The sequence below is a fragment of the Bacteroides sp. f07 genome (assembly GCF_042854785.1).
Classification (GTDB): domain Bacteria; phylum Bacteroidota; class Bacteroidia; order Bacteroidales; family Bacteroidaceae; genus Bacteroides.
In genome coordinates, this window is record NZ_BAABXI010000001.1 from 2,275,577 (window position 1) to 2,291,874 (window position 16,298).

Sequence of the window (16,298 nt, forward strand, 5' to 3'; positions counted from 1 at the left end):
ATAAGAATGGATAAAAACACCATCACAGGTCTCGTTTTAATAGGTATATTATTGGTAGGATTCAGTTTTCTGAGCCGCCCCAGCGAGGAGCAGATAGCTGCGCAAAAGAGATACTACGATTCTATTGCCGTAGTACAACAGCAAGAGGAAGCGCTGAAAGCGAAAACGGAAGCTGCACTGGCTAACAGTAAGCAAGAGACTGCCGCATCGGTAGCCGATTCTTCCGCTCTGTTTTTCAATGCCATACATGGAACCGACTCCAAAGTCAGTATCCAGAATAATGTAGCGGAAATCACTTTCACGACTAAAGGCGGACGTGTATATTCAGCTATGCTGAAGGATTACATGGCACAGGACAAGAAGACTCCGGTCATGCTGTTCGACGGTGATGATGCTTCGATGAACTTCAACTTCTACAACAAGGAAGGTGCTATCCAGACAAAGGATTACTTCTTTGAAGCTGTAAACAAAACGGACAGCAGCGTTACTATGCGTCTGGCTGCAGACAGCGACAGTTATATCGACTTCATCTACACCCTGAAACCGGACAGTTACCTGATGAACTTTGAAATCAAGGCGACAGGCATGGCGGACAAACTGGCAAGCACCAACTATGTGGACATCGACTGGTCACAACGTGCCCGCCAACTGGAGAAAGGGTTCACTTACGAGAACCGTTTGTCTGAACTGACTTACAAGGTCACGGGAGATAACGTAGATAACTTGTCGGCTGCCAAAGATGATGAAAAGAAGTTGGAAAACCGCATCGACTGGGTGGCTTTCAAGAACCAGTTCTTCTCTTCTGTATTTATTGCCGAGCAGGATTTCGAAAAAGTTTCTGTAAAATCGAGAATGGAACAGCAAGGAAGCGGATATATCAAGGATTATTCGGCTGAAATGAACACGTTCTTCGATCCGTCAGGTAAGGAACCGACAGAGATGTATTTCTATTTTGGCCCGAACCACTTCAAGACGCTGAAAGCACTGGATAAGGGTCGTACCGAGAAATGGGAACTTCATAGACTGGTATATCTGGGCTGGCCGTTGATTCGCTGGATTAACCAATTCATCACAATCAACGTATTCGACTGGTTGTCCGGCTGGGGGTTGAGCATGGGTATCGTACTGTTGATTCTGACTATCATGGTGAAAGTCGTGGTTTATCCGGCTACCTGGAAAACTTATATGTCTTCTGCCAAGATGCGCGTGCTGAAACCGAAAATCGACGAAATCAACAAAAAGTATCCGAAGCAGGAAGATGCGATGAAGAAACAGCAGGAAGTGATGGGACTTTACAGCCAATACGGGGTAAGTCCGATGGGCGGCTGCCTGCCGATGCTGTTGCAGTTCCCTATCCTGATGGCTTTGTTTATGTTCGTGCCAAGTGCTATCGAGTTGCGTCAACAGAGTTTCTTGTGGGCGGACGACCTTTCCACTTATGACGCGTTCATCACATTCCCGTTCCATATCCCGTTCTTGGGCAACCATCTCAGCTTGTTCTGCTTGCTGATGACAGTAACCAACATCTTGAACACGAAGTACACGATGTCTATGCAGGATACCGGTGCACAGCCGCAAATGGCTGCTATGAAATGGATGATGTATCTGATGCCGATTATGTTCTTGTTTGTCTTGAATGATTATCCGTCAGGTTTGAACTATTACTATTTCGTGTCGACATTGATTAGCGTGGGTACTATGATTCTGCTTCGTAGAACGACTGACGAAACGAAGTTACTGGCTATCCTTGAAGCCAAAAAGAAAGACCCGAAACAAGCGAAGAAGACCGGATTTGCTGCCCGCCTGGAAGCGATGCAAAAGCAACAGGAGTTATTGCAACAGCAAAGACAGAATAAGAAATAAGGAATAAAATCCTATATATTCTGAGAAAGCCGGACATCCTATTATGGTTGCCCGGCTTTCTTTCTCTAAAAATAAAACATATGAAAACTAAATACACTTATAAACAAATTTGGACGATCACCTATCCGATCCTGATCAGTCTGATTATGGAACAACTGATCGGTATGACGGACACGGCTTTTCTCGGACGTGTCGGTGAAATCGAACTGGGGGCATCCGCCATCGCAGGTGTGTACTATCTCGCTATCTTTATGCTGGCTTTCGGCTTCAGTATCGGAGCGCAGATATTGATTGCCCGTCGCAACGGAGAAGGGAATTACAAAGAAATAGGTCCGATATTTTATCAGGGCATCTATTTCTTATTGGCAGTGGCAGCTATACTGTTCACACTATCCATCGTTTTTTCACCATATATATTGAAGAATATCATTTCTTCTCCGCACATTTACGATGCAGCCGAGAGTTATATACACTGGAGAGTCTATGGATTTTTCTTCTCTTTTGTCGGTGTGATGTTCCGTGCATTCTTCGTCGGTACGACACAGACCAAGACACTGACACTGAACTCGGTCGTAATGGTGCTCTCAAATGTAGTATTCAACTATATTCTGATTTTCGGTAAATTCGGTTTCCCACAACTGGGGATTGCCGGTGCTGCCATCGGTTCTTCACTGGCCGAAATGGTTTCGGTGATTTTCTTCATCATCTATACCTGGAAACGAATTGACTGCAAGAAGTATGCACTGAATATCCTGCCTGAATTTAGGGGAGAAACGTTGAAAAGAATCCTTAATATTTCCGTGTGGACAATGATTCAGAACTTTGTCTCCTTATCGACATGGTTTATGTTTTTCCTGTTCGTGGAACATTTGGGAGAACGATCGCTGGCAATCGCCAATATTATCCGTAACGTGTCGGGGATTCCATTTATGGTCGCTATGGCTTTTGCCGCCACTTGCGGTTCATTGGTCAGTAACCTGATCGGTGCAGGAGAACAGGATTGTGTACGGGGAACGATCCGTCAGCATATCCGTATCGGATATGTATTCGTACTGCCGATATTGATTTTCTTCAGCCTGTTCCCGGAGCTGATTCTGCGTATCTATACAGATATGCTGGACTTAAGGGCCGCATCTATCCCCTCACTTTGGGTATTATGTTCAGCCTATCTGGTGTTGGTGCCTGCCAACGTGTATTTTCAGTCGGTATCGGGCACGGGCAATACACGAACAGGACTGGCTATGGAACTTTGTGTACTGGCTATCTACGTGGCTTATGCAGCGTACTTTATATATTATCTGCGAGTCGATATTGCATTCTGCTGGACTACGGAGCACATATACGGTATTTTTATCCTCATCTTCTGTTACCAATATATGAAAAAAGGAAACTGGCAGAAAAAGAAGATTTAAATCCTTTTTTCACTATCTTCGCAAGAAAATAAACATTTTATAAAATATATGAGACAAGCTAATTTATTTATGATGTCGGCAGCAATGTTGTTAGCTGCCTGCGGTGGAACCAAAGACGCAGGCAAGACAGACCAGGTGCTTATCGAGAAATCGGATATTAAGATTGAAGGGAAGCGCATGACTCCCGAAGCACTTTGGGCCATGGGACGTATCGGCGGATTCGCAGTATCGCCCGACGGAAAGAAAATTGCGTATACGGTGGCTTATTACAGCGTACCGGAAAACAAGAGTAACCGCGAAATCTTCGTGATGAACGCAGACGGTAGCGACAATCGGCAAATCACCCGTACCCCCTATCAGGAGAATGAGGTGACATGGATCAAAGGGGGCACCAAGCTCGCTTTCCTAAGTAACGACAACGGAAGCAGCCAGCTCTACGAGATGAATCCCGACGGCAGCGGTCGCAAGCAACTGACCGACTACGACGGTGACATCGAAGGATATTCTATCTCACCGGACGGCAAGAAGCTCTTGTTTATCTCACAAGTAAAGACGAAAGAAAGTACAGCCGACAAATATCCGGATCTGCCTAAAGCTACCGGCATTATTGTCACTGACCTGATGTACAAACATTGGGATGAATGGGTGACAACGGCTCCGCATCCCTTCGTTGCGGATTTTGACGGCAACGGCATCTCCAATATCGTGGATATTCTGGACGGTGAGCCGTATGAAAGTCCGATGAAGCCTTGGAGTGGCATAGAGCAACTTGCCTGGAATACAACCTCGGACAAAGTTGCTTATACCTGCCGTAAGAAGACAGGACTGGCGTATGCGGTTTCTACCAATTCGGATATTTATGTCTATGACCTGAATACAAAGAAGACTGAAAATGTCACCGAAGAGAATAAGGGATATGATACCAATCCGCAATATTCACCGGACGGCAAGTATATCGCTTGGCAGAGTATGGAACGTGACGGTTACGAAGCTGATCTGAACCGTCTGTTCATCATGAATCTGGAAACCGGTGAGAAGCGTTTTGTCAGCAAGGCTTTCGAATCGAATGTGGATGCTTTTGTCTGGGGCGCAGACGCCAAGACTATCTATTTCACAGGTGTATGGCATGGAGAGTCTCAGATTTATGTGCTGGACTTGGCGAATGATTCCGTAAAGGCGATAACTTCGGGAATGTATGATTACGAAGGTGTGGCTCTTTTCGGTGACAAGCTGATTGCCAAGCGTCATTCTATGAGTATGGGTGACGAGATTTATGCAGTGGCATTGGACGGTACAACCACTCAATTGACACAGGAGAATAAACAGATTTATGACCAGTTGGAAATGGGTAAAGTGGAAGGCCGCTGGATGAAGACGACAGATGGCAAACAGATGTTGACGTGGGTAATCTATCCGCCACAGTTTGATCCGAACAAGAAATATCCTACTTTGTTGTTCTGTGAGGGTGGGCCTCAAAGTCCGGTCAGCCAGTTCTGGTCTTATCGCTGGAATTTCCAGATTATGGCGGCCAATGATTATATCATTGTCGCTCCGAACCGCCGCGGTTTGCCGGGATTCGGTGTGGAATGGAACGAACAGATCAGTGGTGATTACGGCGGTCAATGCATGAAGGACTACTTCACGGCTATTGACGAGATGGCAAAAGAGCCGTATGTAGACAAAGAACGTTTGGGATGCGTGGGTGCCAGCTTCGGAGGATTCTCCGTATATTGGTTGGCCGGACATCATGACAAACGCTTCAAGGCATTTATTGCCCATGACGGTATCTTCAACATGGAAATGCAATATCTGGAAACTGAAGAGAAATGGTTTGCCAACTGGGATATGGGCGGCGCATACTGGGAAAAACAGAATCCGGTGGCACAGCGTACTTTCGCCAACTCCCCTCACCTCTTCGTAGACAAATGGGACACTCCGATTCTCTGCATCCATGGAGAAAAAGATTATCGTATCCTGGCTAATCAAGCGATGGCTGCTTTCGACGCTGCCATAATGCGTGGTGTTCCTGCCGAGTTACTGATTTATCCTGATGAGAACCACTGGGTTCTGAAACCACAAAACGGGGTGTTGTGGCAACGTACTTTCTTTGAATGGCTGGATAAATGGGTAAAAGAGGCTCCATCAAAATAAAAATCCGACCGGACAAGATAAACCTTGGAAGATAGGAAACAAAAAGAAGCCCCTGTTCTCAATCTCTTGAGTTCAGGGGCTTCCCCATTGCATTCATAAAAAAATCCGCTAAATTTATTCCGAATATATATTTTCAATTTCTACAATATACATCTTATGAAAACCGCCATGTGCACCACCATACCACTTTTCCAGTGATTCTTTATCCAGGAAACATTCCGGTTTGATACCGTCCGCATAGAGTTTCTTACATTCCAGGCTCAAGCGGGCTTGCTCGAACAGCACATTTCCTTCCTCTGTAAATATAGGTCTCAATCCGGTTTCTTTCACTTTATCTACATTCCGTCCGGATTTGGAGCCACAGACTGCATGGATTTTCTTATTTTCTTCTCCCAAGAAAGAAAGTGTCAAGTGATCATTCTTTTCTATAAATTCATATGTATAGCGCTCGGGACGAACGAAAACAAAAGCAACGGGCTTATTCCACAACCAGCCGATACCGCCCCAACTTGCCGTCATTGTATTGAACTTCTCTTTCGTGCCGGCTGTAACCAGCATCCATTCTTTTCCGATAGCTTCGAAAAAGTTTTCTTTCAAGTCTTTAATTTCCAGCTTCTTCATCTCTTTATTCATTTATAGTTATTTCTTTTTATTCAGTTTTACAATCTCTCCCAAACAAGGGATTTCTACCGGAATCTTTCTTTTCTTCGCTTCTGCCGAAAAGACTTTCGGGGGATCATGCAACGGTTCGTCAGACAAGTCGAATGTGCCGTAATGCATCGGGATAGTAAGTCCGGCATGCATTTCTTCCGCCGCAGTCAATGATTCGTAGGGCGAGATATGGTTAGGACGCATAAACCAGCGGGGTTTGTACGCGCCTATTCCCAACAAGGCATAATCCGGCGGCCCGAATAAGTCAGGGATTTCACGGAAGTGGCTGGAATAGCCTGTATCTCCGCTATAATATAGAGAAAGCCCATCACCTTGCAACATAAAAGCTCCCCACAGCCGTTGCCCGCCATCACGCACGGAACGTTTGCTCCAGTGTTGTGCCGGAAGGAAAGTAATCTTAAGCCCTTCGTCTTCCATCTGCTGATACCAGCCGGCTTCAATAATCTTCATCTCAGGAAACCAACTCTGGATAAGTTCCCCTGTCCCCAGTCCGCAGAAAAGTTTCATTTGCGGATTGTTCTTCAAAAGGCGGGCGATACTTTGTTTATCCAGATGGTCGAAATGGTCGTGACTGACAAGCAGGTAGTCAATCCCTGTAAAGATGTCAGGATTCGCGGGAAATTCGCTCTGTCGCTTTACAAAAGGAATATTACCGAACACCGGATCGAACATGATTCTTTTGCCTGCCAACTGAAGGAAGAAAGAATTATGCCCCAGCCATATCAAAGAGTCTCCTATCACCGCATCCAATGAACGGAGATAGCAAACTTTCGGATTCCATTTTACCGTCTTCTTTTCTTTGCGCTGGGGATTGGGCGAGAGGCGCCATTTCAACACGCTTCCCATCCCCGGACGGAAACGGTGCTGCCTGTTAAAAAAGCGTCCGCGTACCATCGGATTTCCCCGCCAATATGGATTGACGGTAGTCAAACGTTCGTTTCTCCTAAAACATATATGTTCACCCATTTTTATCTCTTGAATACGTCCTTACAAACTTAATAAAAATTCTCGACTTACGATAAATAAAAACAAACAAAAAATGTACCCCGGACACACTATCGGGGTACATTTAGTTATAAAAGAATAAATATTATCCTTTTTTAATAGAATGAGCGTTAGTTAAGAGCAGTGTAAACTGTATAAAGGCAGATGCCAACCAAGGGCTGAAAGATTAATAATCATAATGACGGCACCCAATATCCATAGGATTAGCAGTGACCATTTCAAGCCTGCCCCCATCGGTGACCAGTGGAACAACTGGCGAAGAATGGTATAAAGGAAAGCTCCCAATGGAATACCGATCAAGGCAACTCCGGCAATCGTGCCAAGCAACGTCATCATTGGAGATATGGAAGTAACCGGTATCCAGTTGACAGCAGGCAACATCTCGTAAAGTAAAGCACCACCACTGACCGCTATTGCAACAGCCGCAAACACCAAAGCTACCAATACAACAGCAAGCACAAACAACACAGGACAACAGATAATCACAAGGGCTACCAGGAATATCTTAAAGAGAACGGCTGCGATGGAAACAAATACATCTCCCACTTTCTGAAGAAACGTACGGGGCTTGCCGGAGTTCATATAGTTGTTGACCCCGTCTGCTACCCGTTCAAAACCATCCGTCACCGTTTTACCTATATTCTCAATAGTCACTGCCTCTCCGCGCATACTCAGCTTTTCTGCTGCCGTATGAGCTTCCGGAATAACAATCCATCCGATAATATAGAGGATAATCATCGGGCAATAAGGAACAAATACCAGAATTATCATCAAGATACGTACCAATGTGATATCCCAGCCAAAATAGGCGGCCAGCCCTGACGCTACCCCACCCAGCAATTTATTGTCCGGGTCACGAAACAAACGGCGCGGAGCAGCGGTACGTGTATAGCTTTGGCCGGCAGAGGCGGACTGTTCCGTTTTTTTCTGCGAATCCGCATCATCCTCAACAATCCCGAAATCTTCCGGCTTCCCTACACGGGCTATGATTTCTTCTACATCCGAAACAGTAATGACCTGTTTTCCTTCGGCTATCTTCTCAGCAAACAGTTCGGCAATACGCATTTCAATATCGTTTACGATTTCTTCCGCACCTTCCTGTTTACGAAAGTAATGTTTCAGATTAGACAGATAATTGTCTAGCAGACGGTAGGCATCATCATCTATATGATAGACAGTTCCTCCTAAATTGATGGTCAATGTCTTTTTCATTTTAATTTCTTCTTTTCGGATTATCTATTGGCAATATGGTTCACTGTTTCGTTCAACTCTTTCCAGGATATTTCAAGTTCTCCCAAAAAGGCCTCTCCACTTTCTGTAAGTTTATAATATTTGCGTGGCGGTCCTTGTGTAGATTCCACCCATTCATAACTTAACAGGTCGTCATTCTTCAGACGTGTCAGCAAGGGATACAAGGTACCCTCTACTACAATCAGTTGAGCTTCTTTCAGCTTCTGAATAATATCTGAGGCATAAGCAGGCTCCTTATGCAGCAAAAGCATGATGCAATATTCGAGCATGCCCTTTCTCATTTGGGATTTTACATTGTCTACTTTCATTATTCTCTTCTTTTGTATGGCACAAATATATGCATTACTTTAGTACCTTGCATTGCAAAGTACTATAAATTAATAATAATTAAAACATTAGAGAGGCTACACCTTATTATAAAAAGAAATAATGGTTATATTTGCGCCCGTTAAACCACAAAAAGAAAATACGTATGTTTACTATTCGAAAAGCAACGGTCGCCGATTGCGAACTTATCAATAGGATGGCAAAGGAAGTTTTTCCCGCCACTTACAAGGAAATCTTATCTCCCGACCAACTGGATTATATGATGGACTGGATGTATGCCCCTCAGAATATTCTCAAGCAAATGGAAGAAGGGCATATCTATTTTATCGCTTACAAGGATGGTGAATTATGCGGATACGTTTCTGTGCAACAACAGGAAAAGGATGTTTTCCATCTTCAGAAAATTTATGTACTCCCCCATTTTCAAGGAACGCACTGCGGTAGTTTCTTGTTCAAGGAAGCGGTCAAGTATATCAAGGAAGTGCATCCGGCACCTTGCCTGATGGAACTAAATGTAAATCGCAATAACAAGGCGTTACAGTTTTACGAACACATGGGGATGAGGAAACTGAGGGAAGGTGATTTTCCAATTGGAAACGGATATTATATGAATGATTATATCATGGGACTGGATATTTGATAAAAAAGGCTTGCAAAGTAATTTGCAAGCCTTTTTTCATTAGGATAATTAATTTATTATTTCGCTACACGTTCCAGCCATTTCAACATGAAGATCATTGTAAACATTGAAATCATACAAGCTACAACAAACACTGTCCACGTCATCCAGATAGGAATTGATTCATATAAAATCGCACCAATTACAAGCAATTGATTGCCCAGGGCAGTCGCACCTAGCCATCCTCCTTGCATGATACCCTGATATTTGGGCGGAGCAACCTTAGACACGAATGAAATACCCAACGGAGAGATATACAACTCGGCAACTGTCAAAATCAAGTAAGTAAACATCAACAGGAACGGAGTTACTTTTACCGGTGAAGTTCCGACCGCAATAATGTCTTTGTGCAAGGGCAGATTAGCAAAATAAGAGCCGACAGCCATTACTATAAATGCTAATGCAGCTATTCCCATACCGATAGCAATCTTTTTAGGAGTTGAAGGTTCTTTACCACGTCTGCGCTGACTGGCAAAAACAGCCATAATCACCGGAGTCAGGAAGACTACGAAGAATGGATTCAACGACTGGAAAAGCTCTGCTGAAATCGGCATACCGAGCAGATTCAAGTCTGTATATTCCTTTGCAAAATAAGTCAATGTCAAGCCATTCTGATGGAATGAGAACCAGAAGAAAATAACCACTCCAAACACAGCAAACAAAGCATACATACGCTGCTTCACTTCCTGGGCACTCATTTCTACAGTAGCAGAAGACGTAGCAGCGGCAGCTTTCTTACTCGGATCCGGGAAATTTTTCTTATTCAATAAATAAATGGTCAGGGAAATAACCATAGCAATGATAGCTACTCCAAACGCATAATGGAATCCTGTTGTAAAGACATTCAGATAATCAGAAGCAAAGGCCGTATAATCCTGTACCGGAGCTGTAGACGCCTTTGCCACTAATGTATGGTATGTTTCAATTGCTTCAGGCGACAGAGTACCTGCCAAATGACCATGACACAAAGCAGGAAGGTCAGCGTCATAATTATATCCGAAAGTAGACAACCACCAGTTACGTACCCCAACAGCAGCAAACGGAGCAAATATAGCACCGATATTAATAAACATATAAAACAATGAAAAACCGGAATCACGCATACTGGCGTACTGAGGATTATCATACATCTGTCCTACCAATGCCTGCAAATTCCCTTTGAATAACCCATTACCAAATGCAATAACAAACAAACTAACGCATGTGATAACTAAAAAAAGCATCCGGTTATCCACCGGAGTCTTTGATGGAATAGCCAACAATAAATAGCCGACCGCCATCAGTACGATTCCCGCAAAAATAGTTCCTTTGTAATTTCTCGTTTTATCAGCAATAATACCGCCGAGCAAAGCAAGAATGTAAATAGAAAAATAAAAAGTTGAGTAAATAAATCCTGCTTCTTTTCCATTCATACCAAACTTGGCTTGTAAGAAAAGCACAAGGATTGCCATCATAGTATAGAAGCCAAAGCGCTCGCCTAGATTGGCCAAAGCGGCTGCTACCAGTCCTTTAGGGTGTTTGTTAAACATAGAATATAAGTTATTAAATTAATGATTTATTTGTCGGTAATCACATATATTTTGCAAATATATACTTTTTCTTGAATTTTGCACAATTATCTATCCAACTAGTCCTCAAATAAACGACAAATTTCCGCTCTTGATTCGCGAACCAAATCCTCCGGCGCTAATTTTATCTGAAGTCCCCTCACACCGGCACTTACATAAATATACGGAAATTGCTGACAAGTTTCATGAATATAGGTAGGAAAATGCTTCTTCATGCCGATAGGAGAACAACCGCCCCGGATATAGCCGGTAAGTGGAAGAAGTTCTTTCACAGGTATCAAATCGCACTTTTTATTACCGGAAGCCTTGGCTGCCAATTTCAAATCGACTTCGTGTTCGCCCGGAATGACACAAACAAAATATCCGCTTTTGTCGCCATGCAGAACAAGTGTTTTGAATACCTGCTCTATGTTCTCACCTAAGTTAGCCGCCACATGGATGGCACTCAAATCGTTCTCATCAACCTCGTAGGGAATCAATTCGTAGGCTATCTTCGCCTTATCCAACAGCCGTGCGGCATTCGTTTTATTGATTTTCATTTTCGTTGTATTTAAAGATATGATATGATAAGTGCCAACCCGTCGAAGACTGTTCGACAAGTCGGCACTTTATAACTCAGATTAAAGTCCCAGTTCTTCGCGAAGAAACTTGGGTGTATATCCCTTATGGCTCTTCGCAACTTCTTCAGGTGTTCCGTAACCGAGGAGCTCTCCCCCGCCCTTACCACCTTCAGGCCCCATATCGATGATATAATCCGCCATTTTTATCACATCCAGATTATGTTCGATTACAATAACCGTGTTGCCCTTGTCTACAAGTTTGTTCAGTACCCCCATCAGTACCCGTATATCTTCAAAATGAAGACCGGTAGTCGGTTCGTCAAGGATATAAAGGGTTTTGCCCGTATCCCTTTTTGAAAGCTCCGTTGCCAGTTTCACACGCTGGCTCTCGCCGCCGGAAAGCGTAGTGGAAGACTGTCCCAACTTGATATATCCCAATCCGACATCCTGCAGAACTTTGATTTTATTCAAGATTTGCGGCACGTTTTCAAAAAATTCTACGGCACGGTTGATGGTCATGTCAAGTACATCGGCAATGGATTTTCCTTTGAAACGGACTTCCAGCGTTTCACGGTTATAACGTTTGCCATGGCAAACTTCACAGGGCACGTAGACATCAGGAAGGAAATTCATTTCAATAGTCTTATATCCGTTTCCCGTACATGCTTCGCAACGCCCGCCCGAAACATTAAAGGAGAAGCGCCCCGGTTTATAACCGCGAATCTTCGCTTCCGGCAATCCCACAAACAAGTTACGAATATCCGAGAACACACCGGTATAAGTAGCCGGATTGGAACGCGGCGTACGCCCCAGCGGAGACTGGTCGACATTCACGACCTTATCTATATTTTCCAATCCTTCGATAGAATCATATTCCAAAGGATCCTGCAAAGAACGATAGAACTTCTGCGAAAGAATAGGCTGCAATGTCTCATTTATCAAGGTAGACTTCCCGCTTCCCGACACTCCCGTTACACAAATCAGTTTTCCTAGCGGAAACTCGACAGTAACATCTTTCAGGTTATTACCCTTCGCCCCTTTCAGCCAGATAGATTTTCCGTTTCCTTTTCTACGCTTGGCGGGAACCTCTATCTTCATTTTCCCGTTCAGATACTGGGAAGTCATTGTTTCAGTCGTCAACATCTCCTGCGGAGTTCCGGCAAAGACCACTTCCCCCCCCAGACGTCCGGCTTTCGGTCCCATATCAATTACGTAATCGGCAGCCAGCATCATATCTTTGTCATGTTCCACTACAATCACGGAGTTTCCCATATCACGAAGCTCTTTCAATGAATTGATAAGACGTAAATTATCGCGTTGATGCAGGCCGATACTCGGCTCATCAAGAATATAAAGCACATTCACCAACTGGGAACCTATCTGTGTAGCCAGGCGGATACGTTGGCTCTCCCCGCCGGAAAGGCTGACCGAGCTACGGTTCAAAGCCAGATAATCCAAACCGACATCCAACAGGAACTTCAAACGTGTACGAATCTCTTTCAGAATCTCTACTGAGATTTTCTTCTGTTTGTCGGAAAGAAATTCGTCAACTTTCATCAACCAGTCATATAACTCATTGATATCCATGTTGGCCAGTTCATTGATATTCTTATCGTGAATCCGGAAATGCAATGCTTCCTTATTCAAACGAGCCCCTTTACATTCAGGGCAAACAGTGGTTTTAGCAAATTGCTCCGCCCATTTCTGCGCTGTAGCAGAAGCGTCTTTCTCCTGCAACATTTGAATATACTTCACAACCCCCTCATAAGTAACGAAGTAATCAGAAGAAGTACCAATCAGTGAACTCTTGATTTTAATCCGTTCATCAGAACCATACAAGACTTCGTCAATCGCATCGTCGGGCAATTCTTTCACAGGCGTTTTCAAAGTCGCGTCATACTTTTCGAGTAACGCGCCTATCTGCCAGAAAATCATGGCATTCTTATATTTGCCCAAAGGTGCTATGGCACCTTCATATATAGAAAGGTCACGGTCGGGAATTACCTTATCCACGTCAATCTGATTAACCACACCCAGCCCTTTACACCTCGGACACGCTCCTTGCGGAGAGTTGAACGAGAAATTATGCGGAGCCGGCTCACGGTAAGACAATCCTGTGACCGGACACATAAGACGTTTACTGTAATGACGGATACTTTCGGATTGGGCATCCAGAATCATCATCAGACCGTCTCCCTGACGCATGGCAGTAGCCACGCTCTGTTTCAGACGCCGGTCGTCCTTTTCTGTGACCACCAATTTATCAATAACGACTTCTACATCATGATTCTTGTAGCGGTCGAGTTTCATGCCATGCGTTATTTCACGCACTTCACCATCCACCCGTACATATAAATATCCTTTTTTGCGTACCTGCTCGAACAGTTCCCTGTAATGTCCCTTGCGGGCGCGAACCAAAGGGGAAAGCAGATATATTTTCTTTCCTTTATAATCTTTCAGGATCAAATCCAGAATCTGTTCCTCAGTATATTTCACCATTTTCTCGCCGGACAGGTACGAATAAGCCACTCCCGCACGGGCATAGAGCAGACGGAGATAATCGTATATCTCAGTCGTTGTCCCTACGGTAGAACGGGGATTCTTATTCGTGGTTTTCTGTTCGATGGAAATAACCGGACTCAAGCCTGTTATTTTATCGACATCCGGACGTTCCAAGTTGCCCAGGAAATTACGGGCATACGCTGAAAAGGTTTCGATATAACGGCGTTGTCCTTCAGCAAAAATGGTATCGAAAGCCAAAGAAGATTTACCACTGCCGCTCAATCCGGTAATGACCGTCAGACTATTACGGGGTATTTCGGCATCAATATCCTTCAAATTGTGCACGCGCGCACCGTACACGTTAATATATTCTGTTTCCTGCATATTCATATCCTTCATAAATGCTGCAAAATTAATGTTTCCACCCGAAATATGCTCCTAAAAAAGCAGAATATTATTTTCTTAACTCAAATCTTATGAAGATATAGGGCATTATTTGTACCTTTGTTCCTTGATTTCAAGAACCAATAGTTATAATTTGATGAAACCGATAAACCGAATATTCTTATTTCTGCTTTTTATAAGCGTTTCATACGCGGTCAGTTATGCACAGGAAAACCAATCCTATTTCTTGCATACCATCGAAAAAGGACAAAGTTTATACTCTATTTCCAAGATGTACAATGTCACCACATCGGATATTGTCCGTTTGAACCCCGGTTGCGACGAGAAAATCTACGCCGGACAAACGATCAAGATTCCCAAAGGAAAAGAGAGTCAAAAAGGAGAGACATTCCATACAATTCAAGCCGGAGAGACTTTATACAAACTGACAACCATGTATAATGTATCCGCAAAAGATATTTGTGAAGCCAATCCCGGTCTGAGTGCCGAGAACTTCCGCATCGGACAGGTTATCCTGATCCCGCAGAAAAAAGAGGAAAAGGCCATCACTACTCAGACACCGGCCGAACCGAGCAGCAATATCCAAGGTCCGGTAGTTCCCAGATGCAAGGATATGCATAAGGTGAAACGCAAAGAAACTATTTTCAGCGTGAGCCGTGAATATGGAATCAGCGAACAGGAACTGATTGCCGCCAATCCCGAATTGAAAAAAGGAATGAAAAAGGGACAATTCCTTTGTATCCCCTACCCGGCAACAACTACTGTACAGCCTACTCAAAAAGAAGATCCTTACGCTATTCCCCCAAGCAACAGTGAACTTTTCAGCAAGAGTAAAGAGGCTCCCAAAGAAATGTCTACCATAAAAGCTGCATTAATACTGCCTTTCCAGGAAGACAAACGTATGGTGGAATATTACGAAGGCTTCCTTATGGCAGTAGACAGTTTGAAACGTACAGGAACTTCACTCGACTTATATGTATATGATAGCGGCAAAGAAGTTTCTACATTAAATGCGATTCTTGCCAAAAACGAGATGAAGAAAATGGATATAATCTTCGGCCCGATGCACCAGAACCAAATCAAACCATTATCCGATTTTGCGGAAAAGAATGATATCCGCCTGGTGATTCCTTTCTCCAAGAAGGGTGAGGAAGTATTCAATAATCCCGCTGTTTATCAAATCAACACGCCACAATCATACTTGTATTCGGAAGTTTACGAGCACTTCAACCGCCAATTTCCTAATGCCCACGTTATCTTTATTGAACCGGCAAGTGCCGATAAAGAGAAAGCGGAATTTATCAGTGGACTGAAGCAAGAGTTGAAAAACAAAGGAGTATCAATGCAAACTGTTAACGAGAGTGCAACAAAAGAAACATTAAAAGCGGCACTTCGTAGCGGAAAAGACAATATTTTCATTCCAACCACAAGCAAGAATGTATTACTAATCAAGGCACTTCCCCAGTTGACCTTGTTAGTCAGGGATAACCCTGAACAAAACATTCATTTGTTCGGTTACCCGGAATGGCAAATCTACACCAAGGATTATCTGGAAAGTTTCTTTGAACTGGATACATATTTCTATTCCTCGTTCTACACGAATACCTTGTTTCCGGCTGCCGTGCGATTTACCAACAATTATCACAGATGGTACAGCAAGGATTTAGCAAGCGAGTGGCCTAATTACGCAATGCTCGGATTTGACACCGGCTTCTTCTTTTTGAAAGGATTGTCACGTTATGGCTCAGAACTTGAAAACAACCTGGCTAAAATGAATCTGACTCCCATCCAGACCGGATTTAAATTCCAACGTGTAAACAACTGGGGCGGATTTATTAATAAGAAAGTGTTCTTCATACGTTTCACTAAGAATTTTGAATTAGTAAAACTAGACTTCGAATAA

12 protein-coding genes are annotated in these 16,298 nt (G+C 43.7%); 5 read left to right on the forward strand and 7 right to left on the reverse strand.

The window, feature by feature from the left end; genetic code table 11:
- Nucleotides 1-6: 6 nt before the first annotated feature.
- The 3 genes from yidC to ACGHVY_RS09230 all read left to right on the forward strand — a co-directional run bounded on the left by yidC (nt 7) and on the right by ACGHVY_RS09230 (nt 5,426).
- Nucleotides 7-1,863 (forward strand): membrane protein insertase YidC, encoded by a 1,857-nt coding sequence (yidC, locus tag ACGHVY_RS09220; protein ID WP_390598573.1) that lies wholly within the window; start codon nt 7-9, stop codon nt 1,861-1,863.
- A gap of 80 nt (nt 1,864-1,943) precedes the next feature.
- Nucleotides 1,944-3,275, forward strand: coding sequence for a multidrug efflux MATE transporter BexA (gene bexA / locus ACGHVY_RS09225; RefSeq protein WP_390598575.1), 1,332 nt, complete (start codon nt 1,944-1,946; stop codon nt 3,273-3,275).
- A 48-nt stretch (nt 3,276-3,323) separates the two neighbouring features.
- Nucleotides 3,324-5,426, forward strand: a complete 2,103-nt coding sequence (locus tag ACGHVY_RS09230; protein WP_390598577.1) for a prolyl oligopeptidase family serine peptidase — start codon at nt 3,324-3,326, stop codon at nt 5,424-5,426.
- 114 nt (nt 5,427-5,540) lie between these two features.
- Here the strand turns inward: ACGHVY_RS09230 and ACGHVY_RS09235 are convergent, their stop codons facing one another.
- The 4 genes from ACGHVY_RS09235 to ACGHVY_RS09250 form a co-directional block, all read right to left on the reverse strand.
- Nucleotides 5,541-6,047 (reverse strand): flavin reductase family protein, encoded by a 507-nt coding sequence (locus ACGHVY_RS09235; protein ID WP_308746909.1) that lies wholly within the window; start codon nt 6,045-6,047, stop codon nt 5,541-5,543.
- Between the two features lie 18 nt (nt 6,048-6,065).
- On the reverse strand, nt 6,066-7,064 hold the full coding sequence (locus ACGHVY_RS09240; protein WP_390598579.1) for an MBL fold metallo-hydrolase: 999 nt from the start codon (nt 7,062-7,064) through the stop codon (nt 6,066-6,068).
- Nucleotides 7,065-7,217: 153 nt separating this feature from the next.
- A complete protein-coding gene (locus tag ACGHVY_RS09245) occupies nt 7,218-8,315 on the reverse strand; it encodes a PspC domain-containing protein (RefSeq protein ID WP_308746902.1) in 1,098 nt (365 codons plus the stop codon).
- 20 nt (nt 8,316-8,335) lie between these two features.
- A complete protein-coding gene (locus ACGHVY_RS09250) occupies nt 8,336-8,662 on the reverse strand; it encodes a PadR family transcriptional regulator (protein WP_022139283.1) in 327 nt (108 codons plus the stop codon).
- A gap of 164 nt (nt 8,663-8,826) precedes the next feature.
- Here ACGHVY_RS09250 and ACGHVY_RS09255 point away from each other — a divergent pair, with 164 nt between their 5' ends.
- Complete coding sequence (locus tag ACGHVY_RS09255; protein ID WP_390598582.1) at nt 8,827-9,321, forward strand: GNAT family N-acetyltransferase; 495 nt, start codon at nt 8,827-8,829, stop codon at nt 9,319-9,321.
- A 56-nt stretch (nt 9,322-9,377) separates the two neighbouring features.
- Here ACGHVY_RS09255 and ACGHVY_RS09260 read toward each other — a convergent pair whose 3' ends face one another.
- The 3 genes from ACGHVY_RS09260 to uvrA all read right to left on the reverse strand — a co-directional run bounded on the left by ACGHVY_RS09260 (nt 9,378) and on the right by uvrA (nt 14,374).
- A complete protein-coding gene (locus tag ACGHVY_RS09260) occupies nt 9,378-10,889 on the reverse strand; it encodes a peptide MFS transporter (protein WP_308746900.1) in 1,512 nt (503 codons plus the stop codon).
- A 98-nt stretch (nt 10,890-10,987) separates the two neighbouring features.
- Nucleotides 10,988-11,467: a Cys-tRNA(Pro) deacylase gene (gene ybaK / locus ACGHVY_RS09265; protein ID WP_308746899.1), complete on the reverse strand. Its 480-nt coding sequence runs from the start codon at nt 11,465-11,467 to the stop codon at nt 10,988-10,990.
- An 81-nt stretch (nt 11,468-11,548) separates the two neighbouring features.
- A complete protein-coding gene (gene uvrA / locus ACGHVY_RS09270) occupies nt 11,549-14,374 on the reverse strand; it encodes an excinuclease ABC subunit UvrA (protein WP_308746908.1) in 2,826 nt (941 codons plus the stop codon).
- Nucleotides 14,375-14,531: 157 nt separating this feature from the next.
- Here uvrA and ACGHVY_RS09275 point away from each other — a divergent pair, with 157 nt between their 5' ends.
- Nucleotides 14,532-16,298, forward strand: a complete 1,767-nt coding sequence (locus tag ACGHVY_RS09275; protein ID WP_390598585.1) for a LysM peptidoglycan-binding domain-containing protein — start codon at nt 14,532-14,534, stop codon at nt 16,296-16,298.